Source organism: Enhygromyxa salina (assembly GCF_002994615.1).
Lineage (GTDB): Bacteria > Myxococcota_A > Polyangia > Nannocystales > Nannocystaceae > Plesiocystis > Plesiocystis salina_A.
On sequence record NZ_PVNK01000242.1, the window covers coordinates 25,122 to 48,279 of the forward strand.

The 23,158-nt window shown below is 69.5% G+C and carries 19 protein-coding genes; 7 read left to right on the top strand and 12 right to left on the bottom strand.

Annotation, left to right across the window (positions count from 1 at the left end; genetic code table 11):
* Position 1: 1 nt before the first annotated feature.
* From ENSA5_RS27810 to ENSA5_RS27830, 4 genes are all read right to left on the bottom strand, one after another.
* On the bottom strand, positions 2 to 1,390 hold the full coding sequence (locus ENSA5_RS27810; protein ID WP_146156188.1) for a hypothetical protein: 1,389 nt from the start codon (positions 1,388 to 1,390) through the stop codon (positions 2 to 4).
* A 75-nt stretch (positions 1,391 to 1,465) separates the two neighbouring features.
* Entirely contained in the window at positions 1,466 to 2,512 is a 1,047-nt protein-coding gene (locus tag ENSA5_RS27820; protein WP_106394739.1) for an alkane 1-monooxygenase, read from the bottom strand.
* A gap of 10 nt (positions 2,513 to 2,522) precedes the next feature.
* Positions 2,523 to 3,185, bottom strand: a complete 663-nt coding sequence (locus ENSA5_RS27825) for a TetR/AcrR family transcriptional regulator (RefSeq protein WP_106394741.1) — start codon at positions 3,183 to 3,185, stop codon at positions 2,523 to 2,525.
* A gap of 99 nt (positions 3,186 to 3,284) precedes the next feature.
* Positions 3,285 to 4,169, bottom strand: a complete 885-nt coding sequence (locus tag ENSA5_RS27830) for a hypothetical protein (RefSeq protein WP_106394743.1) — start codon at positions 4,167 to 4,169, stop codon at positions 3,285 to 3,287.
* A 234-nt stretch (positions 4,170 to 4,403) separates the two neighbouring features.
* On the opposite strand from ENSA5_RS27830, the gene ENSA5_RS27835 reads away from it, so the two are divergent.
* Positions 4,404 to 4,883, top strand: coding sequence for a DUF2062 domain-containing protein (locus tag ENSA5_RS27835; protein WP_181198212.1), 480 nt, complete (start codon positions 4,404 to 4,406; stop codon positions 4,881 to 4,883).
* Between the two features lie 18 nt (positions 4,884 to 4,901).
* Positions 4,902 to 5,441, top strand: coding sequence for a DUF4136 domain-containing protein (locus tag ENSA5_RS27840; protein WP_106394747.1), 540 nt, complete (start codon positions 4,902 to 4,904; stop codon positions 5,439 to 5,441).
* On the opposite strand, the gene ENSA5_RS27845 is transcribed toward ENSA5_RS27840, so the two are convergent.
* The 6 genes from ENSA5_RS27845 to ENSA5_RS27865 all read right to left on the bottom strand — a co-directional run bounded on the left by ENSA5_RS27845 (position 5,438) and on the right by ENSA5_RS27865 (position 13,315).
* On the bottom strand, positions 5,438 to 7,369 hold the full coding sequence (locus ENSA5_RS27845) for a response regulator (protein WP_106394749.1): 1,932 nt from the start codon (positions 7,367 to 7,369) through the stop codon (positions 5,438 to 5,440). The two genes, ENSA5_RS27840 and ENSA5_RS27845, sit on opposite strands and share 4 nt — an antisense overlap.
* Before the next feature lie 133 nt (positions 7,370 to 7,502).
* Positions 7,503 to 8,054 (bottom strand): hypothetical protein, encoded by a 552-nt coding sequence (locus ENSA5_RS27850; protein WP_106394750.1) that lies wholly within the window; start codon positions 8,052 to 8,054, stop codon positions 7,503 to 7,505.
* A gap of 105 nt (positions 8,055 to 8,159) precedes the next feature.
* Positions 8,160 to 9,287 (bottom strand): rod shape-determining protein RodA, encoded by a 1,128-nt coding sequence (gene rodA / locus ENSA5_RS27855; RefSeq protein ID WP_106394751.1) that lies wholly within the window; start codon positions 9,285 to 9,287, stop codon positions 8,160 to 8,162.
* Positions 9,284 to 11,503, bottom strand: coding sequence for a penicillin-binding protein 2 (mrdA, locus tag ENSA5_RS27860; RefSeq protein WP_181198214.1), 2,220 nt, complete (start codon positions 11,501 to 11,503; stop codon positions 9,284 to 9,286). The genes rodA and mrdA overlap by 4 nt, the downstream gene beginning before the upstream one ends.
* Complete coding sequence (locus tag ENSA5_RS38375) at positions 11,500 to 12,048, bottom strand: hypothetical protein (protein WP_181198215.1); 549 nt, start codon at positions 12,046 to 12,048, stop codon at positions 11,500 to 11,502. Before ENSA5_RS38375 ends, mrdA begins: the two co-directional genes overlap by 4 nt.
* Positions 12,049 to 12,226: 178 nt before the next feature.
* Positions 12,227 to 13,315, bottom strand: coding sequence for a DNA adenine methylase (locus ENSA5_RS27865; protein ID WP_106394753.1), 1,089 nt, complete (start codon positions 13,313 to 13,315; stop codon positions 12,227 to 12,229).
* A gap of 94 nt (positions 13,316 to 13,409) precedes the next feature.
* On the opposite strand from ENSA5_RS27865, the gene ENSA5_RS27870 reads away from it, so the two are divergent.
* Entirely contained in the window at positions 13,410 to 15,308 is a 1,899-nt protein-coding gene (locus tag ENSA5_RS27870; protein WP_106394754.1) for a hypothetical protein, read from the top strand.
* Here the strand turns inward: ENSA5_RS27870 and ENSA5_RS27875 are convergent, their stop codons facing one another.
* On the bottom strand, positions 15,309 to 16,787 hold the full coding sequence (locus ENSA5_RS27875) for an aryl-sulfate sulfotransferase (RefSeq protein ID WP_106394755.1): 1,479 nt from the start codon (positions 16,785 to 16,787) through the stop codon (positions 15,309 to 15,311).
* A gap of 68 nt (positions 16,788 to 16,855) precedes the next feature.
* On the opposite strand from ENSA5_RS27875, the gene ENSA5_RS27880 reads away from it, so the two are divergent.
* A complete protein-coding gene (locus ENSA5_RS27880; RefSeq protein WP_106394756.1) occupies positions 16,856 to 17,104 on the top strand; it encodes a class I SAM-dependent methyltransferase in 249 nt (82 codons plus the stop codon).
* A 116-nt stretch (positions 17,105 to 17,220) separates the two neighbouring features.
* Here the strand turns inward: ENSA5_RS27880 and ENSA5_RS27885 are convergent, their stop codons facing one another.
* Positions 17,221 to 19,152 carry a caspase family protein gene (locus ENSA5_RS27885; protein ID WP_106394757.1) on the bottom strand — a complete coding sequence of 644 codons (1,932 nt, stop codon included), beginning with the start codon at positions 19,150 to 19,152 and terminating at the stop codon, positions 17,221 to 17,223.
* 157 nt (positions 19,153 to 19,309) lie between these two features.
* Here ENSA5_RS27885 and ENSA5_RS27890 point away from each other — a divergent pair, with 157 nt between their 5' ends.
* From ENSA5_RS27890 to ENSA5_RS27900, 3 genes are all read left to right on the top strand, one after another.
* Entirely contained in the window at positions 19,310 to 21,940 is a 2,631-nt protein-coding gene (locus ENSA5_RS27890) for a serine/threonine-protein kinase (RefSeq protein WP_181198216.1), read from the top strand.
* A gap of 68 nt (positions 21,941 to 22,008) precedes the next feature.
* Positions 22,009 to 22,398 carry a hypothetical protein gene (locus tag ENSA5_RS27895; RefSeq protein WP_106394759.1) on the top strand — a complete coding sequence of 130 codons (390 nt, stop codon included), beginning with the start codon at positions 22,009 to 22,011 and terminating at the stop codon, positions 22,396 to 22,398.
* A 45-nt stretch (positions 22,399 to 22,443) separates the two neighbouring features.
* Positions 22,444 to 23,124: an RNA polymerase sigma factor gene (locus tag ENSA5_RS27900; protein WP_106394760.1), complete on the top strand. Its 681-nt coding sequence runs from the start codon at positions 22,444 to 22,446 to the stop codon at positions 23,122 to 23,124.
* Positions 23,125 to 23,158: the final 34 nt, after the last annotated feature.

Consider the following 23,158-nt stretch of genomic DNA (forward strand, 5'->3'; position numbering starts at 1 on the left):
CTCAGCCCGGGTCTTGACCGATGAGGTCGATCAGGACGTCGCGGGTCACGTCTCCGGCGTCCATCCCGAGCGAGACCGACTCCTCGTAGTTGTCGTGGAGCCCCGTGTTCCACTCGTCGGCGGGCACGAAATAGCCGAGCGCGTCACCCGACAGCCCGAGCACGACCTGGTGCGGGGCGGTCATCATGTCCTTGATCGGCAGGCCGTTGCGCGTCAGCGACTCGCCGGGGAACGCGACCAGCTGGATCTCGGCGCCAAACCGGAAGTACGCGGTCTGGGTGCTCACGGTGCTGACGCCGTCGTGGATCTCGAAGTCGTAGTCGAGGATCCCCGAGTCCGCGGCGAACAAGAAGGTCTCGTTGGTGACGTCGAGCTCGAAGTCCGCGTAGCCGCGGAACATGTCGACGCCGACGGGCTCGACGGTGTCGAGGGCGAGCAGGGTTCGATCGGCGACGTGGTCACCGTAGGCCTGGGCCCGCTCGAAGTCGTCGGCGTACATGCCCTCGGGGACCCGCGGCGAGACGTCGCCCTGGATGCCGTTGAAGAACAGCACGGGCGCGTCGAGCTCGGCCTCGAGCTTGTCGATCGCGTAGCCACAAAAGTCGCGGGACATCAGCAGGTTGTCGCTGCCGAGCACGACCGGGTGGGCCGCGAACGCGACCATGGCCCCGAGCACCGCGCCCTCGAGGTTGCGCGCCTGGACGACGAAGAGCCCGTCGTCGGTGAAGTCCCAGCCCCGGCGGTTGCGGTTGTCGGCGGTCGTCGAGGCGACCTCGAGCTCGGCCTCCACGCGGCTGTCCCAGGCGCTGGCCATCGAGGCCGCGATCGTGTCGATCACCCGGGCCCGATAGTCCTCGGGCACGCCGCCCCACAGGCCCTGAAAGTCGGGCGCGGCGTGGCTGTGGGTGCTGGCCACGATGATCTGCTCTTCGCTGAGCCCGGTCGCCTCGGCGCCCGCCGCCCGGATCGCGCGGGTCCAGTGGTTGCCCATGCCGATCGTGTCGACGACCGTGAAGATGCCGCCCTCGGCCGGCCCGTAGCCGATCGCCATCGAGCGGACGTAGACCTGATCGTGGACCCCCTCGGCCGCGCCGCGCTCGGTGTAGAAGCCGTAGCCGCCGAGGTAGAAGTCCTGGGCCAGCTCGTCGGCGGTCGGGGTCAGATCCGTGACGTCGAAGCCGACCTCGTAGGAGCTCGGGGGCGGATCGCCGTCACCGTCGCCCGGGTCCCCGTCGCCGTCCCCGTCGCCCTCGCCCGTCGAGGTGTCGCCATCGCCCTCGCCGGTCTCGGTCCCGGACTCCTCGTCGGCCGGGGGGTCGCTGGCGCACGCGAGCGAGCCGAGCAAGACGGTGGTTGCGAACAGGATCGTGAACGGCGCAGAACGGGTCATTTCAAGGCTCGAATGCCCTAGCCTCGCTCAGGCGAGGGCATCTCCACAAGGGCCGATCTGCGGTGGAGCCTGAGCTCAGCCAGCCTCGGCCCGGCGCGCGTTCCAGTCGGCGACGCGCCGATCCATCACGCGGAACCACAGCGGGGGCGCCAGGGCCAAGATGACCATACCCGCGTATCCGGTGGGCAGCTGCGGGGCCTCGGCGTGGTGGCGGAGGCGATCATACTCACGGCTCGCGAGGTAATGGTGGTCGCTGTGCCGGGCGAGGTTGAACAAATAGTAGTTGGACACGCGGTGGGCAGAGTTCCACGAGTGCTCGGGCCGCACGCGCTCGTATTTGCCGTTGTCGAGCCGGCGCCGCAAGAGCCCGTAGTGCTCGATGTAATTGATCGCCTCGAGCAGGCTGAACGCGACCACGCCCTGCGCGATGAACAAGCCCAACCCGAGCCCACCGAGGGCCAGATAGACCCCCGCATAGACCGCGAGGATGACGACGAGGTAGCGCGTCCGCCGATCCCGCAGGCCCCACCAGGCGATACCGCGCTTGGAGCAGCGCTCGCGCTCGAGCAGCCACGCGCTGCGCAGGCCCCCGAGCAAGGTCCGCGGGTAGTAGCGATAGAAGCTCTCGCCCAGGCGCGAGGTCGCCGGATCATCGGGGGTTGCGACCTTGCGGTGATGCCCGAGCACGTGCTCGACGCAAAAGTGGGTGTAGCTGACCGAGGTCATCAGGATCTCGGCGAAGGCCCGGTGCAGCGCCTGCTTTCGGTGGGTGAGCTCGTGGGCGATGTTGATGCCCCCGCCACCGTTGACGATCCCGAGCGAGACGACGCTGCCGGCGATCTCGAGCCCGCTGAGATCGCCGCTCACGAGGCGCCAGAGCACGTAGGCGGTGGTCGCGAGCTGGACCGGGACCCACGCGAGCACGGGCAGGTCGAACCACCGGCTGTGCCCGCGGGCCTCATCGGGGTTGACGCGATCCTGATCGAGCGCGGCGTCGAGCGCCGGGATCATGCCGAAGGTCAGCAGCACGGGGAGGATCGTCCACAGCCCCCCGAGCTCGACACCGAGCACGAGCATGAGGGGCAGCGTGAAGACCAGGAAGAAGGGGGCGAGGCGGCGCATTGGGGATGGCTCACTTGGGGTCGAGGGGGTCGAGGGGGTCGTGGGGGTCGTGGTCGGCAAAAAACAGCAGCTTGGCGAGCGTCATGGCGTGGTCGCCCGGGCCCCACAGGGGCACCCGGAGGCCGCCGACCGAGCTGCGCAGGAGCAAGTTGGCGGCGACCTGAACGAGGGCGGCGCGGACCGGAAGGCCCGGGCGCAGGCGCTCGGCCCCGCGCTCGCGGATGAAATTTTCGACCAGGGTCAGGAGCGGGACGACGCGCTCGAGCACGATCGCGCGCCCGGGCCCACCGCCGCCGCGACGGGTCGCGTCTTCGTCGTGATCGGGGTCGTCGATCAGCTCGCGCACGAGGATCGGCGCGAGGGTCGGCCGCGCGTCGAGGAAGCTCGCAAACGAGCGCACGACCGCCTCGAGCTGGGCTTCAAACTCACCGTCGCCGCCCATGAAGCGACGCAGCTGGGCCCCGAGCTGGTCGAAGGCGAGCTCGACGACGGCCCGGTAGAGCAGCTCCTTGGACTCGAAGTGATAGAGCAGCGAGGGCCGCCGGATGCCCGCCCGCGCGGCGATGTCCGCGAGGCGCGCGGGGGCGTAGCCGACCGCGGCGAACTCGAGCTCGGCCGCGTGAAGAATGCGATCGGCCGTGCTGAGCTCGCCCGCAGCTTGTTGCCTACTCACGAGTAGACATGTACCTACTCACGAGTAGACAGACAAGCGCGGTATGCGTGAGCGAGCTCCGAACATGATTCAAGAGCTAAGATCGGACTCTGAACGGCCTCAGAACTGGCCGACGAGGCCGACCGTCGCGCCCGCGCGCGTGGGCGCGACCATGGGCACACCCGTGACGCGGTCGCGCCACTTGCCGTAGCGAGCCCGGCGAACGATGCCGGCGATCAACAGGGCCGAGCCCCCACCGAGGGCGACCCCGGCCGTCGCCCACCCGGCGGGGATGCTGCGCGGGGCGTCGAGCTTCATCTCGGCGGCGATCGAGGTTGCGACCGCGGCCATCGACCCGAGCGAGATCGCCGTGACGCCTCCGACGATCAGGCCCGTCCCCATGGGCTTGGCGTTGATCCGGGTCGCGGCCTCCCACTCACCGAGGCGCCGCTGGTCGCGGACACCGGTGCCGATCATGACGCCGCCCGCGGCCAGCATCGAGATGCCCGCGGGCACCTGACTGACGACGGGCTGGGTCATGTCGCGGCCGTCGGCGAACTCGAGCGTGGCCGCGGTCAGCAGGCCGAGCCCGGCGACGAGCATGACCGATCCACCGACGAAGCGGCCGGCGCCCGACCACGGCGGCTCGGGCACCGCCTGCATCCGCGGGCCGACGGGCTCGACGCCGCGCGGCCCGCTTTGGTCGACGATCACGACGGTGTCGCCGCTGGCGACCGCCACATCGCCCGGCACACCGCCCGGCACGTCGCCCGGCCCCGGAGCGACGACGACGGCGCCGACCTCCTCGGCGACCGGCAGGCCGACCTCGTCGGGCGGGGCCGGCGGGGCGACGACGATCGGCGCGGCGACGACGATCGGCGCGGCGCTCTCGTCGCCGGCCGGGGCAGGACCCTCGACCGCGCCGACGGGCGCGGAGGCTGGCTCATCGGGGAGCGCGGGGGGAGGAACCGCGAGCAACGAACCAGCAAACACGAGCGACAGCATGGTTCTACTCTATCGGATTTTTGGCTCGGATCGAGGCGCCGAGCACCACAGCGCGCCTTGTCATCGCGCACTTCGAGCGCCGCGCGAGCGCGTGCAAGTGGTGATCGGCCCTCGCGTTGCCCCAGCGCCGCGGACCCCCACCGGAGAGTTGGCGCCGAGACTCGCCAACTGGTCCAACGATCACGCGAGCCACGAGTCATGGCGCGGATACACGCGCAGCGTATAAAAACCAGCGTGCTCTACCGACTCCGCCAAGGCGCGCTTCGCCTGGTACGCCTCAACGCGTCGCCGCACGGGATCGCGCTGGGCTTCACGTTGGGGTTGAGCCTGTCGCTGTTCCCGATCCCCTTCCTCGGCATGCTCGCGGCCCTCGCCCTCGCGCCGCTGCTGCGGGCGAGCCTGCCCGCGACCTACGCCGGCAGCGCGATGGTCAACCCCCTGACCGGGGCGGCGATCTACTTCGGCGAGCTGTGGGTCGGCAGTCGGCTGACGGGCGTGCTGCTGCCGGCCTGGGCCGAGGTTCGCTACTACGACTGGCGCGAGTGGTGGTCGCTGTTCACCTCGATGATCCCAACCTTCTTGCTCGGCGCGCTGGTCTTGATGGTCGGGGCGGCCGTGCTCTGTTATCCGACGCTGCGCTGGACCGCGGCCGCCTACCGACGCCGCCACCCGGCCGAGGCCCCCGCCACGGCCCATGGCAGCGAGACGCCCTAAGGGCTACCATTCGCCGCCATGCTTCGCCCGCGCGCCCTCCTCCGCGTTGTTCCGCTCGCACTCCTGCTCACCGCGCCGCTGGCCGGTTGCTCTCAGCAGCTCTCCGCCGAGACCGAGTACGCGAAGGATCAAGACTTCTCGCAGTATCAAACCTACCGCTGGCTGACCGACGATCTGGTCCTGATCCAGTCGGGCACCGGCAACGAAAAGATCCGCAACCTCGAAAACGAGAAGCGGATTCGCGCGGCGGTCGAGCGCGAGCTCGAGGCCAAGGGGCTGAAGAAGGCCGAGGGCGAGGCGGCCGAGCTGGTGATCGCCTTCACCGTGGGCACCAAGGTCCGCTACCAGATCCAAGGCGGAACAACGGCGCTGGACATGGCCACCGCCGACCCCGCCACGGTCACCCGAGGCATGCTCACGCTCTACTTCTTCGACAGCGAGCGCGAGACCCAGGTCTGGTCCGCGTGGACGAAGAAGGACCTCGAGCCTGGCGCCGACCCCGACGAGGTCATCAACGCCGCGGTCTCGGTCTTGATGGACGAGTTCCCGCCAGCTTAGTCCGCCGCGATCAGGTTTTCGAGCTCGGCGACGAGCTCATCGAACTCGGCCGGTTTTTGGATGAACACGGTCCGCGGCCGCGCGAGCGCAGCGACGATCGCGGGGTCGCCGTAGGAGCACCCAGACAGATACAAGACCGGTGGAACCAAGCCGCGCTCGGCCAGCCGCTCGACGAGCTCGTCGCCGTCAAAGTCGGGGAGCTGAAAGTCGGTGACCACAGCCTCGAGCTCGCTCCCCGCCTCGATCGCCCGGCGAAGGGCCTCGTCCCCGGTCTCGGCCTGCAAGACGGCGTGGCCGGCGTCCTCGAGCAAGTCGGCGAGGGCCGAGCGGCTCATGCGGTCGTCGTCGACCACGAGGACGACTCCAGCTCCGTCGGCCCCCGGGACCCCGGGCCCGGGGCCGTCCAGCACACCGCGGACCGCCCGGAGCAGGACCGGCTCGTCGAAGGGCTTGTGGAGCACGACATCCCCGACCTCGATCCGACCGGAGGCGAGCAGCAGCTGGCGCGGGTGGGCAGACATGAACATGACCGCCGCCTCCGGCGCCAGCGCCCGGACCTCACGGGCGACCTCGGCCCCGGAGGTCCCCGGCAAGACCATGTCCGTGAGCACGAGATCCAGGGCCCCATCGACCCGCCGACAGGCCCGGCGCGCCTCGTCACCATTCGTTGCGACGAGCACCCGATAGCCCGCGCCGCCGAGGTAGTCACGCAAGGCATCGCGGACCATGAGCTCGTCCTCGACGACCAGCACGGTCTCCTCGCCCGTCGCCACCGGCCCGAGCCTGGATGTCTCCGCGACCGCGGCCTCGGGCTCCGGCTCCGGCTCCGGCTCGAAGCGGGGCATGTAGATCTCGAAGGTGGTCCCATGTCCGAGCTCGCTGATCACCCGGATCAGGCCGCCAGCGCTGCGGACGATGCCGTAGACCGTGGACAGCCCGAGCCCCGTGCCCTGGCCGACCCCCTTGGTCGTGAAGAAGGGGTCGAAGATCCGCTGCCGGGTCCCGAGGTCCATCCCGGCGCCCGTGTCGCTGACCGTGAGCAGGCAGTAGCAGCCGGGCTCGAGGTCGAGGGGGCTGCCCACCTCGAGCTCGACCGAGCTCGTCGCAAGGGTCACGGCGCCGCCGCCGGTCATCGCGTCGCGGGCGTTGACGACGAGGTTCATCAGGATCTGGACGATCTGACCGTCGACACACATCACGGCGTCGTCCGGGCAGGCGCTGCGGATCTCGAGCTCGATCGACTCTCCGAGCAGCTGGCGGAGCATGCCTTCGCTCTCGAGCACGATCTCATCGAGCTTCTGGCGCCTCCGAGCTCCGCTGGACTTGCGGCCGAAGGCGAGCAGCTGCTTGGTGATCGCCGCGCCGCCGACCGCGGCGCTCTTGATCTCATCGAAATAGTAGCGAAGCGGGCTGTCGGCCTCGACCCGCTTGAGCCCGACGTTGGCCGTCCCCGCGATGCCCATGAGCAGGTTGTTGAAGTCGTGGGCGACGCCGCTGGCCAGGCGACCGACGGCCTCCATCTTCTGAGCCTGGCCCAGCTCGATCTCCAGCAGGCGCCGCGCGGTGATGGCTCGGTGCTGAGTCAGGATGTAGCGCCCGCCCCTCGTCTCGAAGGGCACGGCCTGCAGCTCGAACCAGCGCTCGACGCCAGCTGGGGTGTGGCAGGGATACTCGAGCACGTAGCTCGACGAGCTGCCGGCGACGATGGCGTCGAAGGCGGTGAGCGCGGCGACGGCGTCGGCGCAGTCCGCCCTGCGACAGACATCCCAATAGTTGACCGAGGTCCACTCGATCTCGGGCATCCCGTTTTCCTGCGCGAACTGTCGCCACGCCGCGTTGACCAGGACGATGCGACCGGTGCCGTCGACGACGGCGATGCTGTGGGGGAGCGCCTCGACCAGGCCTCTTCGTAGTCTAGACAACAGCATCACGCGCTCGATGACGATCGAATCATACTCCTATAGAGCGCTGGACCGCGCCCGCAACGCGGATCGGCGCGCAAGCGTGGCGTTAAACGTCATTCAGTGCCTTTTTGATCGGGCCGCGACGCGGCGACCGGACTCAAGGCGCGAGCTGATCGGCCGGGAGCCCGATGATGAAGTCCGTGTTCTTGCCCATCGACGAGTGGCAGTCGACGCAAAAGGTGATCTCCGGACCCTTGCCGATGCGGCCCTGGAGCGGGGTTCCGTCGCGCTGGATCAGGGCGGAGAACCAGTCGTTGCCGTCCGGGTAGTAGCCGTCCTCGAATTTGGCCAGCACCTGCATGAAGTCGAGGGGGTTGCCGTCGAGATCGTAATTTTCTTTGACGAACACGGCCCCGCGCGGCATCTCGACCATCTGGGTCGGGTCGTCCGGATCGAGGGTGCGAAACACCTCGGCGCCGGCTTCATTGGCCCACATCCGCGCCACGACCATCCCGCCCGAGTCGTGGGCCGTCGGGACCCCGTCGAGATCGAGGCGCACGTAGTTGGCCTCGTAGTCGACGGCCTCGGCGATCACGGCGTCCGGGTCGAAGGTCTCGGGCTCCTCGTCCTCGGCGCAGGCCGCGAGACCGAAGAGGCAAAACGAGCAGACGAGGGACAGGCGGGGGGGCAGGCAGGGGCGCAAGGACATGGTCGAACCAGACAGCGGGGAGCCCCGCTCGAGAGCGAAGAGTCTGCAGGCAGGCTGGGCCAAGGCGCAAGTCCCCGACCACGTCCCCGACCACACCCCGGGCTGCTAGCGCCACTTGCGAGAGCGGCTCACCGACATCAAGACGCCGAGCGACATCATCATCGTGACCACGTTCGAGCCGCCGTGGGAGAAGAAGGGCAGCGGCAGCCCGGTGTTGGGGAAGAACTCGAGCACGACGCCGACATTGAGGACCGCGTGCCACAAGAACATCGCGCCCACGCCCACGCACAGGCAGGCGGCGAAGCGATCGCGGGCCTGCGAGGCCAGGTTGATCGCCCACAGCACCAGGCTCATGTACAGCGCCAGCAGCATCGTGGAGCCGACGAAGCCCCACTCCTCGGCGAAGACCGCGAACGAGAAGTCCGACTCCTTGTAGGGCACGAAATCGAGCACGTTTTGGGTGCCCTGGCCGACCCCGCGCCCGAAGAAGCCGCCGTTGGCGACCGCGGTCCGGGCCTGGATGATCTGGTAGGCCTCGTCGGGGTGCGACTCGGGGTCGAGCCACACGTCGATGCGCTTCTCCTGGTAGCCCTGCATGAAGAAGGACCACGCGACCATGAAGGTGACGACCCCGGCCGAGAGCAGCGCGAGCAGGGTCTTGAGGTCGAATTCGGTCACCGCGAGGACCGACAGCGCGATCAGGATCAAGATGATCCCGGTGCTCAGATCCGGCTGCTGAATGACCAACAGGGCCGGCGTGAGCACGAGCAGCCCGGGAAAGACCAGGGTCTGAACCAGGGTCCGGCGCGCGTCCTTGCGCGCGAGCCGATGCAGGTAGCGCGCGAGCCCGATCACCAGGACCAGCTTCATCAGCTCCGAAGGCTGAAAGCGCACGAACGCCAGGTCGAGCCAGCGCGTGGCGTTGTTGGTCGTCGTCCCGACGATCGTCACCAGCAGCACGAAGCCAAAGCCGACCGCGTACACGGCGTAGGCCACGCGGTAGTAGACGCGGTAGTCGATCGCCGCCGCGCCGATCATCAAGACCGTGCCGATCGCCACGAAGCGGAGCTGGTCGCGGACGAGCTCGCCCGCCCAGTTGCCGCCCTCGGCGCTGTTGAGGTTGATCAGCGCGAGCGCGATGATCCCGACGGCGAGGGTGACCAAGACCCAGTCGACCGAGCGCCGCAGCTGCGTCCACCAGGTCTGGGGCCCCGTGATCAGCTGGTTGCTCACAGGCCCTCCTCGATCTCGGCCTGGCGTTGGCGCGCGCTCTCGCCGGGCAGCGGCGGCGGCACCCCAGGCGCGCGCGGGCGCGAGACCTCGCCACGGGCGCCTTTTGCGCCAAGGTAGTGATCGATCATGCGCATGACGATCGGCGCGGCCGCGTCTGCGCCGACGCCACCGTGGGCGACGAGGGCGACGACGACGATCTCCGGATCCTCGGCTGGCGCGTAGCTCGCGAACCAGGCGTGGTCCTTGGTCACGTCCCAGCCCTCGATCAGCTCCTCGCCCTCCTTGCGCTCGATCCCGACCTCGGCGGTGCCGGTCTTGCCGGCCACGGTCACGCCCTCGAGCCGCTCGCTGTACGCGGTGCCGTGCTCGCTGTTGACCACGCCGATCAGGCCCCGGTGGATCCGCTCGCGGTCGAAGGCCGCGATGACCGGCTCGGACTGCTTGAACTTGGGTTCGGTCTGAAGCACGAGCTTGCCGTCTGAAGTTGCGACGCGATCGACGAGGGAGGGCGTGACCACGTAGCCGCCGTTGGCGAGCGCCGCGTAGAGCACGGCGATCTGCAAGACGGTGGCCTTGACGTTGCCCTGGCCGATCGCCGAGTTGAGCCGGACGCCGCGCTGGAAGGTGCCCTGGCGCGACTCCGAGGCCTCGGTCGGGACGACGCCGGGGACCTCGGCGTTGATGCCCAGGCCCGTGCGCTCGCCGAGCCCGAGCCGCCGCGCGACCTCTTCCATGCGCGCGAGGGTCAGATCTTTCTCGATCGCGAGGTGGAAGAAATACACGTTGCAGCTCTGAACGATCGCCTGCTCGAGGTTGATGGTCCCGTGGCGGTGGGCGTCTTTGAAGCGCCGGCCGCCGTAGTCGATGTGGCCGTCGCACTCGATCGTCTGGTCGGGGTTGAAGTTCGGCTCCTCGAGCATCGCGAGGGCCGAGACGACCTTGTAGGTGCTGCCCGGGTAGTAGTTCTCCTGGACGGTCTTGTCGACGAAGGGCTTGAACGGCGAGTTGAGCCATTCGTCGTACTGCTGCCGGGTGATCCGGCCCTCCCAGACGTTGGGGTCGATCGCCGGGGCCGAGACCATGGCCAGGATCCGCCCGGTCTCGACCTCCATCGCCACGACCCCGCCCGCGCGCTTGACCCCGTCGATCGACAGGCGCTCGCCGGTCCCGCCCTCCATCGACTGGCCCGCGAGCGCGGTCGCGGCGACGCGCTGCAGATCGAGGTCGAGGCTCAAGAAGATGTCCTGGCCGGGGATCGGCTCGCGGTCCTCGGGCAGCGCCGCCGTCGCGGCTGGCGGGGCCTCGGCGACCTCGCGGCCGAGGGCGTCGACGACCCGCGAGCGCTGGCCGAGGCGCCCGCGCAGGTAGTTCTCCCACTGGCGCTCGATGCCCGTGACCCCGATCCGATCGCCGGGCCGATAGTCGCCGTAGCGGGTGTCCTCGAGGGCGTTGCGGCCGATCTCGCGCATGAAGCCGGTCACGAAGGCGGTCAGCTCGCGCTCGGGGTAGTAGCGCCGGGCCGACTCGCGGATCTCGACCCAGGTGTCGAAGCCGCGGGTCTGGATCCGGGCGTTCTCCTCCCACGAGAGGTTGTTGCGGACCGCGACGGCGTAGCGACCGTTGCGCTCGTCGGCCCGGAGGCGCTCGAGCTTCTCGACGAAGTTGGCGCGATCCTCGTCGTCGACGAAGTCGATCAGCGCGCCGAGATCGATGATCTGCTGGTCGTCGATCGGCGCGCGAATGATCTTGGGCTCTTCGCCCCGCTCTTCGGGCTCGACCTGGACCCGGGGGATCGTGGTGACGTAGAGCGCGTAGGTCGCGTGGTTGGTCGCCAGCGGTCGGCCCTTGGCGTCGAAGATCCGCCCGCGCGGGGCCTCGACGTCGATCGTGTCGACGAAGTTCTGCTCGGCCCGCCGGGCGAAGTGCACGCCCTCGAGGATCTGGAGCTGAAACAGGCGCACGACCAGGCTCAGGAACACCAGCCCGGCGACGATCACGAAGACCTGGAGCCGCGGCTTGAGCACCCGGACGTCGTCGGAGGGGCTGCGCCGGGTCAGCTCCTTGCTGTTCGAGCCGCCACCGCCGCCGCCGCCGGACGAGCCGCCCTGACCGCGAGCCTTGGCCCGGCGCTTGACCGCCTCGCGGAACTCGTTGGCCGAGAAGCCCGCGCGCCCCTTGTGGACCACCTTGGGCTCGTCCGGCCCCTCCCCCGTCACGGCGTGGCCTCCTCGGGCGCCGGGGTCGGGCCCGTGTCCAAGCGCAGGCGCCGCAGCAGCCACTCCGTCAGCAGCCAGACCGGGTGGGCGACCAAGAAGGTCGCGAGCAGGTGCCAGCGCGCCTGCCACAGCGCGGCCATCAGCGCCTCACGAGGGATCCGCATCGACTCGGCCAGGACCATCAAGGTGCCCCAGGTCGCGAGGTCGACGATCCCGACGGCGACCAGGGCCGCCGAGGCCCGCGACAGCCAGCCGTGGAGCGCGAGCCGACCCGCGGCCCAGTGCAGGGCCAAAAAGCACAGCTGGTGGGCGAGGATCAGGGTTCCGAGCGGGGCGCCCTGGTGGAGATCCTCGAGGTAGCCGAGCACCGTGGCGACGGCGAGCTTGGCCGGCAGCTCACCCTCGCGCGAGAACGCGAGGTGGACCAGCAGCACCGCCGTCGTCGACGGCAGCATGACGCTCAGCTCGAACACATGCCCGAGCCCGGCCACGGCTGCGAGGAGCAGCCAGCCAAGCGCGATGTAGGCGAGGGCACGAAAGAGCATGTCGCGGGCTCGCGGCGGATCTTAGAACGCAGCGGGCAAAAGTCGAAGCCGGGTGTCTTGGAGTCTCTGGCGAGGTTCTGGCGCGCCAAGCTACGCGCGGGCAGCCCCCGCTGTTTCGGTCGCCACGCGAGCCGACTCACTGCGCGGTGGCTCGGCGACAATGACGCCCCGGGCGTGCTCACTCGAACAGGGGCAGCTGCGAGGCGTCCTCGGCCTCATCATCGTGGCCTGGCAGGCGCAGCTCGTGCTCGAGCGCGTCGGTCTCGACGACGTAGAGGTACTCGAGGTTGCGCAGGTGGCTGACGGCCCCGACCTTGGCGCCGCTGGGGTTGTAGATGCCGATCTGGGCCCCGACGTAGCGCTTGTAGTCGTGGCTGAGCACGGTCACGCGGCCGCGGGTGGACAGCAGGGCCTCCATCTGGGCGCGATCGATGTAGCCCTCGTTGTTGAACGAGACCAGCAGGACCTTCGCGTCGACCGCCGCGATCAGCTCGGTCAGCGCGTCGTGGAATTTGCGCTTGGAGTTGAAGGGGCTCTTGCGCGTGCGGCAGTCGACGCGCTTGCACGCGACGCCGTAGACCTCGGGCTGATCCCAGAGCACCAGCGACTCCCACACGTGGTAGTTCGACAGGTAGCTGTGTTGGTTGTAGGGCGGATCGAGGTAGACGACGTCGGCGGCGAGGGTCCGCGCGGCGTCGAGGGCCTCGAGCTGGTGGGCCTCGCTCTTGCCCGCGGGCGCGCGGGCGAGGACCTCGGGCAGGCGCAGGCACAGATCCTTGTTGGCCCGCGGCGCCCACTTCTTGAGGTAGGCCATCTGGAGGCCGCAGGTCGAGTCGACCCGGTCGGCGGCCTCCATCAGCGCGACGAGCAGCACGGCCTCGAGCTCGGGCTCGAGCTCCTTGGCCGCGATCGCCTCGCGGATCGCGTCGACCCGGGCGCCGTTTTTGGGCTGAAAGAAGCGCGACTGCTCGCAGAAGGTGTCGGTGAACCACCCGGGCCGGCCCGGGAGGGCGTTGAACTCGGCGATCAGGCGGGTCGCGTCGCGCTCGATGTCTTCGAGGTCCGCGGCGACGTAGCAGCGGGCCAGGGTCGCGGCGTAGGTGTTGTGATCGTTGGAGAGGACCCGGTAGCCGGCCCGCTTGAGCGCGTGGCCGACCCGCGAGGTGCCCGAGAAGAGATCCACGACCGTGCGCGTGTTGGGGACCGCGGCCACGGCCGAGCACACGACCGGCAGCAGGGTCCGCTTGGAGCCGATGTACTTGATCACGACGCGCTCGCTCGCTCGTTCGCGCCAGCCTACGCAGCGGGCGCGCGACCGTCCAGCTTGAACCTCGGCCGTTGCGGGGCGAAGCTTTGACCTCGTGCCCGCCGACCCGCGCTGGGCCAGCGGTTGGCGCTGGCTGCTGATCCTCGTCGGCCTGGGTCTGCTCGCCGCGCTCGCGCGCCTGCAGACCCTCGACGTCGGGCTGATGAGCGACGACTTCGCGCAGCACGGGATGCTCGCGGGCCTCTACCCGGGCGAGGGCTACGCCCCCTTCGATCTCTACGCCTTCTTCCGCGACGACCCCGAGCTGCTCGCGGCCCAGGCCGAGGCGGGGACGGTGCCGTGGTGGACCGCGCCGGGCCTGCACGGCACCGTCATGCGCCCGCTGTCGAGCGCGCTGCTGACCCTCGACCACGCGCTCGCGCCCCACGCGGCGCGCCTGTGGCACGCGCACTCGCTGCTGTGGTTGGCGGCGATGGTCGTCAGCGCCGGGCTGGCCCTGCGGCGGCTGCTGCCGCCCTCGATCGCCGCCCTCGCCCTCGTGCTCCTGGCGTGTGAGGCCGGCGTTGCGACGCCGCTCGCGTGGCTCGCCAACCGCTGCGTGCTGGTCAGCGTGAGCTTCGGGTTCCTGGCGCTGTGGGCCCACGTCAGCTGGCGCGAGCTCGAGGTCGACTCCCCCCGTCGACGCCGATGGATCGCCGCCGAGGTCGGGCTCGCGGCCCTGGCCCTCGCGGCCGGCGAGTACGGCCTCGCCTGCGTCGCCTACGTGCTCGCCTACGAGCTGCTCGGGGCCAAGGCAGCGCCCCTGCGCGCCCGGGCGAGCGCCCTGCTCCCGGCCCTGCTGTTGACGGGGACCTGGCTGATCACCCACCGCGTCCTCGGCTACGGGACCTCGGGCTCGGAGGTCTACGTCGATCCCTTCACCGCGCCGCAAAGGTGGCTCGCGCTCGCGGCCGAGCGGCTGCCCAAGCTCGCGCTCGGGGCCTTTTGGTCGATCCCCGCCGACACCGGCGACATGCTGCGCAGGTTTGGCTCGGGCTGGGTCCCGTGGACGCTGAGCGAGCCCCCGACCGCCGCCGAGCTCCAGCGCGCGCACCTGATCGTCTCGGCCCTGTTGCTGCCCCTCGCCGCCCTCGCCCTCGGCCTGGTCCGTCGGGCGCTGAGCGAGGACGAGCGTCGAGCCCTGCGCTTTTTGACCCTCGGGGCCCTGCTCGGCTTGCTGCCCCTGACGGTCGCGCCCGCCCACTCGCGGCTGCTGATCCCGGCCCAGCTCGGCAGCTGCGCCCTGGTCGCCGCGACGATCGTCGGGGCTGCGCGGCTCGTCTCGAGTCGGGTGCCCGGGCCGCGGCCTCACCTCCTGCGCCGCGTCCTGCCGCTGCCGATCGCGGCCGCGCTGTTGTGGTCGCACACCTGGTCGGACCTGCGCTACGGCCGGGCCTACCTCGTGGGCCTGACCAGCATGAACCGCTCGATCGAGGCCGCCTTCACCCGCGGGGATCTGCTCGGTGACGACCTCGACGGCCGCGACGTCATCGTGCTCAACGCCGTCGGCCAGACCGTCGCGCTCCACGGCCACTACCTGATCCACGCCCACGGCGGCCCGACGCCGAGGACCTGGCGCTCGCTGGCCATGGCCGAGTTTCCGATGGTCGCGATGCGCACGCGCGCCGACACCCTCGAGCTGTCGGCGATCCAGGCCGGCTGGCTGTACACGGGCGGCGAGCTGTTCTTTCGCCACGCCGATCAGCTGCTCCCGGCCGGGACCGCGTTCGAGATCCCCGGCCTCGCCGTCGAGGTCACCGCCGACGTCGACGGCCACCCGACCCGGATCGAGTTTCGCTTCCCGAGCTCGCTCGACGATCCCCGCTACCTGTTCTTGATCTGCACGCCCGAGGGCCTGCGCCGGTGGCAGGTGCCCAAGCTCGGCAAGCGGGCGCCGGTGCCGATCCCGAAGCTGCCCCTCGTCGGGCCGGGTGAGCAGGCCGAGCTGCGCTGATCACTCTCGCGGCGCGCCGACCAGGCGGTCGATCGGGACGGCTCGATAGGCGAAGCCCCCGACCGGCCCCGTCAGGGTCCACGCGGCCATCGGGCTGCGCGCGGGGTCGAGCTCGCGGATGCGCATGTAGGCGCCGCCGAAGGGGTCGAGCGGATCGAGGGCGATCAGCGAGTCGAGCGCGAGCACGTGGCCGCCCGAGCTGCGATCGGCGTCGCCTGCGACCGTCGACAAGAAGGGCGCCGCGTCGTCTTGCCAGACCTGCGCCGCGCTCATGCTCGCCGTGTCGAGCTCGTAGCGAACGACCCGGGACCGCGCCTCCTCGACGGGCAGCTCGGGAGCTCCGATGCCGTTGTCGTAGAGCAGCAAGCTGCCGTCGGGCTGCCACTGCGGCGAGTGCTGGTGCCAGAACCAGGTCCCCGCGCTGAGGCCAAAGTCGCCCTCGGGCCCGAGGCGCCAGCGGATCTGCCCGGTCGCGTGGTCGAGCGCGAGGATCCAGTCCTGGTGGCGGAGCGAGACCAGGAGCTCGTCGCGGCTGGGCTCGTAGACGAGGCCGTTGGCGTGGGTCCAGTCGTGGTGCTCGACCCCGGTCTCGGGGTTGACGATCACGAAGCTGCCCCAGAAGTCCTCGACCCGGCGGTTGACCTCGAGGTGGTCGAAGCTGTCCCACAGCCACACGACCTCGCCCGCCGGGGTGAACTCGACGATCAGATCGCCCGCGACCGGGAGCACCCCCTCGGGGCCGTAGTCGATGTCGCGGAAGCTGAAGCTCAGGGCGACGAGGTTGCCGCTCGGGAGCTCGAGGATGTCGTGATGAAAGCCGGGCACGCCGAGGGCCGCGGCCTCGATCCGCAGCTGCTCGACCCCGAGCTCGTCGACGATCAGCGCGGCGTCATCACGTACAAGCAAGAGCTCGCCGGTCTCGCGCAGGCTCAGCCCGGTCCACAGCGCCGAGAGGCCGACGCTCTGGGGCGCGTGGCCGAGGTGCCAGCGGGTCACGCCCTGAGCGTCGACCGCGAACACGCCGAGGGGTTCGTCGGACAAGAGCGTGGACAGATCGAACAGGCGGTAGTCGCCGTCGACCGCGGACGGATCGGGGGCGTCGACGGTGAAGGATTCGATGTAGCCCGGGAGCGGGGCGAGGGTTGTGAACTCGAGGGTGTGGAGCTCTTCGCCGGGTTGCGTGGCGGCGGTCAGGGTTAGCTCGACCTCGTGGTCGAGGCCCGGCGCGAGCCCGCGCAAGCGGACGCAGTCGCGGCCGTCGTCGAGGGGCTCGAGCCTGGCGCTGAGGACCCCCGGGTCGTCGCGCACCCTCGCCGCGGCCGTCGCGTCGGCCGAGAGCGCGAAGCACAGATCCACGACCATTGGCTGGGTCTCGTGGTGGAGGATCTCGACCTCGCCCAGGAGCAGCGGCTCGTCTGCTTGCGCCGAGCAGGCCAGGCTCGCGATAGAGACGATCGCAATCGTGGAGATCCGACGCATGACCCAAGGTAGTTAAAGTTTGGCGCCGCGCGAAGTGCTATGCCGGGCCCGACCGAGAAACGCGAGCCATGGGCTGGTACGACATCTTCTCCCGCTTCTATGACCGCTCGCTCGAGTCGCTCTACCGCGAGCAACGGCGGCTCGCAGCCGACGCGCTCGCGCTCGCGCCCGGGCATCGGGTGCTCGATCTGCCCTGCGGGACTGGGCTGAGCTTCGAGGCCATCGCGCCGCGGGTGGGCTCGCTGCTTGGGGTTGAGCTGTCCTCGGGCATGCTCGCCAAAAGCTCCGTCACGGTCATGCGGGGTAGGGTGAGGTAGGGGGTGGGTCGAACTCGGAGATGCTCTTGGCAAGAGCATGCGGCAAAGCATGATGGAGGAGCTGCCACACGCCAGAAAAAATGGTTGGCCCATAGTGGGACACCGAGGTGGCCGTATTAACGAATCTCGAGGTCGACGATCTGCACAGCCCAGCGAAGGACGAGCTCCGGCAACTGCGGACCCCGGCGACGAATCACCGGCGACTTCCTCGGGCGCAGCCCTTGCATCGCATATGCATCAATGCTCGAGGCCCTCGAGCTACAGACCAGGTGACCGAACTCGAGCGGCCGAGGCGTCTCCACCACAACGATCTTCGCGCGCCCGCTGACGAGCCCCACTCCCCCCTCGCCCCCCGGCAGCGCGAGTCCGGCCTCAGTCGCACCTGCCCGCAGCCCCAGAAGCTCCCGATCGCCGCGCTCGAGCTCGATCCCGGTGGGGACGCGGGCGTTGAGTTGCCACGGGCGCCCGGCGACGTCGATGTAGATCACGTTGACGAACCAGCGTTGCGCGCGGGGCCAGCGAGACTCGAACTTCAGCCATATCCGAGCTTCGCTAGCCAGCGTCGCGCGCGAGGTCGACAGCTCCTCATCTTTTCCGACCACTCCCCAACTCCACGCGACGGGGAGCTGCTCGAGGCAGCGACCGCTCGGCTCATCCGCGAGGCCGCGCAGCGCCGAGAGCAAGCGCTCGCCTCGGGCTCGGTCTTCGAGCAATTCGATCGCCCCCTCGGGCTCGTCGAAGCCGAGCGCCGCGCTCCCCTGTGCCCCCACCACCGGCCGCAACCAGGCCGAGCTTCGCAGGCGCGCACGCGAAGCCTCGTCCTGCGTCTCCACGTCCACCCGGCGGGCCGCCGCGACCAGCTCGGCGGCGTTCGAGCGCAGTCGCCCGACATCAACCCCCGCCGCAAACTCGACGCACGCGCGGTTGAGGTCCACCCGCACGACCTCGCCGACCGCCAGCGGCTCCGCAGCCCGGCCGAGCGCGTGGACCGGACTCGTGACCCCCCACTGATCCCCGAGCTCGACCCCTTGCAGCCCGCCCACGCGCAGCCACGCATGGCTCGGGCTGTCCGGATCTTTGACCAGCCCGACCGTGCGCGGCACACGAGCGTCGGCGGTCGAGAACAACAGTCGCTCGCGGGGTCCGGCGAAGCTCACCCACTGCCCCTCGCCAACCTCATCGATGACGAGCTGGCGGACCCGACGTGCGACGCCGTCCCAGCTCGCAGGGAGACTGTCTTTACTGTCTTTATCGTCTCCAAGACTCGGGGCTGTGCCCCGACAACCTCGCTCCGCTCGGCCCCAAGGTCCAGGGAGACTGTCTTTATCGTCTCCAAGACTCGGGGCTGTGCCCCGACAACCTCGCTGCTCCGCGAGGGTCTCGAGCAAGGCGTGGGTCATGAAGCCAATCTGCCCCTGCTCAACCGTCCGCACGAAGCTCTCGCGCTTGGGCGTCGAGCCAACGAGGCGCACGATGTCGGGGTGAGAGTCGACCGCGAGCTCGGCGTGGGTGCGCTCGAAAAATGTTCGGACACACGCGGGCGCAGACACACGCCGCAAGGTATCGGCCGAGCAACCTCCGCGAACGAGCTGGCCGGCGTAGCAACAGTCGAGGAGCGCGACCACGCTTCGCTTTGGCTCCGCGAGCACGCTCAGCTTCGCGCTCAGCTCGCAACCGAGCACGCCCTCGAAGGACGGCCGACCGTCGGGATCCACGGGCTCGACGCGCCGGCAGGTCACGTAGCCGAACACCTCATCGATGACCGCGGGCAGGTCCACAAACTGAACCCGGCCGCCGTGGCCGAAGTAGTAGAACACGCAGACGTCGACGTCGTCCGCGCGGCAGCGATCCACCCAGGCCCCGAGCGCTTCCAAGATCCCCTCGCGAGTCGCTCGCGCGCCCACGCAACGCTCGATATCGAACGCAAAGCGATCTTCGAGCTCCTGCGCAACTCGGTTCACGGCGTAGTCGACCGACAGCTGGTTCTTGCCATCGTCGGCCGGAACAGCGACCAGCAGGGCGCGTCGACGCAGACCTTCGGGTGTCATGGGACCGCAGTGAGCGCTCGCCCACGATCGATCGCAAAAAAATTCGACGGGCCCTCGATCTAAACCGGCCTTCCCCTCACTCCCCCCGACGATGACGGATACCAGCAGCCGTCTTTCGATTGTTAGGCTCCCCCGACCGAAGCAGTCGAAGCCGACGATGACCACTGACGAGGCCCACGACGACACCCCCGCCGACGACTGGGACGATACCGATGTGCCCGAGGGCGAGGAGCTCGAGGAGCTCGAGCGGCTCCGGGCCAAGCTCGGCCTGGCCAACGGCGCGCCACGACGAGTGATCGACGGTCGCTACGAGATCCTTGGCCGCCAAGGCCAAGGCGGGATGGGCGTGGTCTATCAGGCTCACGACAGGCGCCTCGACCGAGACGTCGCCCTCAAGCTCGTGCGCTCACGGCCTTTTCGTGACGAAGATCGCCTCCGTGAGCGGCTCGCGCGTGAGGCCAAGGCCCTCGCCAAGCTCGACGGCCATGATCATGTCGTCGGCGTCTACGACGTCGGGCGCCACCAGGATCGTATCTACTTCACGATGCCCTACGTTCAGGGGCTCAACCTGCGTCAGTGGCAAGATGAGGCGCCCCGACAGGTCGACGAGCTCATCGACGTCTACCTGCAGGCGGCCCGCGGCCTCTCGGCGGCGCACGAGCTCGGGATCGTCCACCGTGACTTCAAGCCCGGCAACGTGTTGGTGCGCGCGACGGACCACCGGATCCTGGTCGCGGACTTCGGCATCGCCGAGGCCGTCAGCAAGTTCGACACGCCGCCCGAGGGACTCGAGGCGGTGCCCGACGAAGCTCAGCGTCTGACCGCGAGCGGCGCGGTGCTCGGAACCCTGCCCTACGTCGCCCCAGAGCGCCTGCCGACCCTCGACCAGGCGCCAGTGCGCGGCGTCCCGGCCAGCGATCAATTCAGCTACTGCGTCGCGCTGTGGGAGGCGCTCGCCGGCGAGCTGCCCTTTGACGCCCGCACGCCTGCGCAGATGCTCGAGGCCATCGAGCGCGGGCCAAGCGGTGAGGGCCGGATCCCGGTCTGGCTCCGCTCGATCCTTCGACGCGGGTTGCGGCGCGACCCCGACGCGCGCTTCCCCACCATGGCAGCGTTGATCCGAGCGATCGAGCGCCGCCGACATCGCCGGCGCAGACGGGTGATCTTCGCTGCGAGCGTGATGCTCTTCATCGCGCTCTTCGTCAGCGGGTTCGTGGCCTGGACCCGCGCGCACGCCCCCTTGGAGACCCGGGTCGCGTGCTCGGTCTTCTCCGACTCGGCGGCGCGAGTGTGGAGCGACTCGCGGCGGCAGGCGCTCCTCGACCGCCGGGACGACGGGCCCGAGACCATCGACCACGTGATCGCGCAGCTCGACGCCCTGATGGAGCGGTGGGTCGAAACCGGCGAGCGAGGCTGTGTCGACGGCTACACGTCGGCGGAGGCAGCCACCGAGATCGAGTGTCTCGAGCAGTGGCTGCGGGTGGCCGAGGACTCCATCGCGCTGTTGGTCGAAGTTGACGATGTCACCGCAGCCCCGCGCGCGGGCGAGGTCGTCGACAGGCTGCTGCCGCCCTCGCTCGATTTTTGCGCCTTCACACCGCCGCCGGTCGTCGACGCCGAGCTGTGGCGACTCACCCAAGCGACCCGCGCGGCCGCGCTCCTCGGTGCAGGGGAGCAGGCCCTCGCCCTCGCCGATCGAGCCCTCGAGCGCGCCACGACGCTGGCCGACGCTCGCGCCCACACGGCAAACTTCGCCGAGGCCTACTCCGCCCGCGCCGAGGCCTTCTCCCGCCAGCGCCAATACCAAGCCGCGCTCCACGACTTCGAAGACGCCGACGTCCACGCTCACCTCAGCGGATACCGCGAACGCGAGATCTCAAACCAGGCGCTATGGGCCAAGGTCCGGTCTCTGTCCGGAGCTGCGCTCGACTACGCCAAGGCCCTCGAGGATCTCGAACGCAAGCGCAAGCTGATCCTCGCGGTCGGCTCCGGCCCGCTGCGCACCCGCCTCGAGGCCGAGCTCGAGGACGCGGCCGGCTTCGTCGAGTATCGACGCGACGCCTATCCCGAAGCCCTCGCGCACCACCAGCGCGCCCGCGAGCTCCTCGCGCAGCTCGACGATCCCGTGTTGCTGGCCACGACGCTCAACAACCTCGGCGCCGCCCATCAGATGCTCGACCAGCTAGACGAGGCCCGAGCCTCGTACACGCGCGCGCGCCAGACCCTGGCTGCCGCTGGTGTCCCGCCTGGTCACTCGACCGCGGTCGAGGTCGAGCTCAACCTCGGGATTTTGGACGTCGAGCTCGATCGATCCACGGGCTTCGATCACCTCGCCTCCGTGGCACGACTCAGCAGCGGCCCGCGCCAGCTCCAGGCCCTCGACCAGGCGCTGACGCTCGCGGTCAACCTCGGCGATGAGCCCCGCATGCGCGAGTACGCCGAGGAGCTGCTCGCCAAGCTCTCGTCGCAGCCGCTGACCTCCGCGTCGCAGGCGCGAGCCAAGTTCGACGTCGCGACGGCCTTCGTTCACCTCGGCGACCCCCGCGGGGACGAGTTGTTCGCGACGATCGACACCTTGCCGCCCGAGCTCGTGTCCCCTGCCCTGGGCCTCCGCCTGCGCCGCAGTCACGTCCGCGCGCTCGAACGGCGGGAGCGCTGCGCCGACGCGGCCGTGGTCCTCGCCGGCGTCGACGACTACGCCCGGCGGCATGGCCTCGTCGACCCAGAGTTCCGTGAATGGCGAACAAAGCGCGAGACCGCGGCATGCGAGCTCGCGCCCTTCCAATAACAACAGCACTAGCAGCAGTAGCTCGCTCGCGCGCTCAATGGGCGCGGGCTCGAAAGGACAAGCGAATCATGCAATACCTCCTCGTTGAAGATGAGACGACGGTCGAGCTCACCGGATACCTCGACGGCAGCGACAACCTTCAATTTCGTCACTCCACACACAACCTGACCGACAACGGTGATGCCCTCCAAGCCGAAGATCGGGGCACGAGCATCCGCATCAAGCTCATGGACTTCGTCGACGGCAGCACCACCTGGCAGATCAGCGCCGAGCACGAGGACCCGACCGGCACGATCAACTGGAGCCGCGGCACGGACCACGCCTACTACGACTTCAGCGTGTACATGACCGACTTTCAGGGCGTCACGATCACCGGGACCGCCGCGGAGACCAAGGAGAAGGTCATCGACATCAAGACCAAGCCGGAGGGCTCGCTCCCCGACGACGCGCTACCCTGAGTCGGTATATCCGACCGTGACCAAAGATGGTAGACAAGCTCTGTGATGAGCGCGACCGCACCTGAGCCCGATCGCCGAGACCCCCGGCGCACCCGTGACGAGATCGACCACGAGCTGTTCACCGCCTGGCGTGGAGGCGATCGGCGCGCGGGCAACAAACTGGTTAATCACTACTTTTCACGGGTGCGCCTGTACTTCGTCGCTCGGGCGGCGGGTGAGCATGAAGATCTCATCCAGGAGACCTTCATGCGCCTGCAGGCCAAACAGGCCAACTACGCCAACGGGTCGTTCCGCGCGTACTTGTTCGGGATCGCCCGGCTCGTGTTCTTCGAGTTCCTGCACCATCGTTACCGCCTGCGCGAGATCGACCCCTGGACCGACTCGCTGAGCGTGATCTCCAAGGGCAGCTTCTCGTCGCGGCTCGCTGCGCGCGAGGACCACCGGCTGCTCCTCGACGCGCTCGGCATGCTCTCGCTCGAAGACCAGGATCTGCTCGAGCTTCATTACTGGCAGCGGCTCACGGGGCGCGAACTCGCGCTCGTGTTCGGCGTGGGTGAGCCAACCATCCGCAGCCGGCTGGGCGCGGCGCGCAAGCGGCTAATCGCGCGCTTCTCGGAGGCCGCCGGAAAGCCGCACACCAACGAATACCGCTTCGAGGACCTCGAGGCGTGGCTCATCGAGTTGCGGGCCCTGCTCAAGCGGCCCACCGACACCAGCGATGAGTGATTTTTTTTGATCGCGCCTCGATCGTTCGGGGCGC